Origin of the sequence: Spirabiliibacterium mucosae, assembly GCF_014884965.1 — a bacterium.
In the GTDB taxonomy this organism is placed as follows: domain Bacteria; phylum Pseudomonadota; class Gammaproteobacteria; order Enterobacterales; family Pasteurellaceae; genus Spirabiliibacterium; species Spirabiliibacterium mucosae.
Genome location: NZ_JABTBO010000055.1, coordinates 1 through 1618 on the forward strand (window position 1 = coordinate 1; position 1618 = coordinate 1618).

Annotated in this window: 3 protein-coding genes and 1 pseudogene; all 4 read right to left on the bottom strand. The window is 33.7% G+C overall.

Going from position 1 to position 1618, the window contains the following annotated elements; all coding sequences use genetic code 11:
• Window positions 1–431: 431 nt before the first annotated feature.
• Complete coding sequence (locus HPC37_RS10730; protein WP_208123098.1) at window positions 432–869, bottom strand: ATP-binding protein; 438 nt, start codon at window positions 867–869, stop codon at window positions 432–434.
• A gap of 126 nt (window positions 870–995) precedes the next feature.
• Window positions 996–1067 (bottom strand): hypothetical protein, encoded by a 72-nt coding sequence (locus HPC37_RS11350; RefSeq protein WP_427915975.1) that lies wholly within the window; start codon window positions 1065–1067, stop codon window positions 996–998.
• Complete coding sequence (locus tag HPC37_RS10735) at window positions 1064–1336, bottom strand: DNA cytosine methyltransferase (protein ID WP_235961794.1); 273 nt, start codon at window positions 1334–1336, stop codon at window positions 1064–1066. Before HPC37_RS10735 ends, HPC37_RS11350 begins: the two co-directional genes overlap by 4 nt.
• Window positions 1306–1618, bottom strand: a pseudogene (locus HPC37_RS10740) (hypothetical protein); the annotation flags it as partial. The pseudogene HPC37_RS10740 and the gene HPC37_RS10735, both read right to left, overlap by 31 nt.

Sequence of the window (1618 nt, forward strand, 5' to 3'; positions counted from 1 at the left end):
GACGAATCCTAAAACCATTACGATAAACACCTATCCCATTGGATATATTTAGTAAATGAGCTGCTTGTCGTTTACCAATATAATTACCTTCTTCATCTTTTAAACCTCGTTGAATTAATCTTTCAATTGATTCAGAATCTCGATCATAAACTCTAATATCAAAAGTCAAATCACCACATGCAGTCTTATAACCAAGATTTATAGCTATTTCCTCTTCAATAGAGTTTTTTTGCTTTTTGAAGAGAGTAAATTAATTTCCCACAACCATCAGATGTAATTTTCCTGATATTTTATAGTCAAAAAGCTCAAATATAGGATAAGGTTCAATCATCTCATTAACATCAGGAATATTGGGGAAACCAGATATATTCAATCGAATTTCAAAGTTTTTATATTTTTATTAATAATATTTTCTGTAGGAGCCGGAGAAATTAATTTTTCAATTCAAATTTAAGTTTATCAAATTGCTTCTTATTCCACTCTTCATAGTTTGACTTGTTTCCAGTTATAATTAATGTTGTTCCTGGGAGTTCTTTCGAAATCTGATTTTCAACTAAAATTTCAATATCGTCAAGATACTCTGAATGTTCAAAACTATCCCATTTAATAAAGACTGTTGTTTTTTCACCAGTTTTATCAACTGTTTTCAGTAAAATATCTTCTCCTAGAACGGAAGCTGCATAACGTCCTATTCCTTTTCTTCCCTGCATAATTCGTCCAGCAGGACTAGTCTTACGCTCAAGCTTATCTTTAGTAGATGGGACCATCCACTTATTAATTACTGTATCCCGAGACATACCATGACCCTGATCTTTTATAGTGATAATATATCCCTCAAGATCATTCTTTGCAGTGAAATTTATTTCCACGCAAGGAGAATCTGCATCATATGCGTTTTTACCAACTCCACAACTGCAGCATAATTATCCTGTATGAGATCTCGACCGATTGTCAATAAATGACGACCAGCTGGTCTTATTTTGTATAATTTATTATTACTCATATCCATTTCTCCTTAAGTTTTCTGCAATTTTTTTGGCTAAAAGGACAGGAACCGCATTACCTATCTGCCTAAAGGCTGCTGTACGGCTTGGTTTTTCAGTAACTCCTTCAAAAAATAATCGTCTGGAAAGGTTTGCAATCTAGCTGCTTCTCGTGGGGTAATTGAGCGATTTTGTTTTATATCGGGATGAATATAATAATGACCATCCTTTGATAGATGAGCTAGTACAGTATGTGCGGCCGGTAAATCTGCTGCAACAACTTTAAATCGATCAAGAAACGAAGTCTGGTTAGTATGAGTTTTTAAATATTCAGGAAGTTCATCGTATTCCAATCGTTTTTTTCTTTCGTCCAAAGTTCAACAGCTTTTCTATAGATTTCCAAATCTCGATCATTATTAATGCGGGCAATATGCCAAGTTACAGGAAAACGATTATTTTTAATTCCTGAATCATAAAGCCATTTTCCTTCATAATTTTTCACATTGCACATCCAAATATTACCCTCACCAGCCTTCAATGATGGAAGATCACTAAATATTTCACTGACAAAAACATTAGGGTTCCAAAGATCTGGCTCAGGATAAAAATCAGAGTCTGCATTTTTACAACCAACC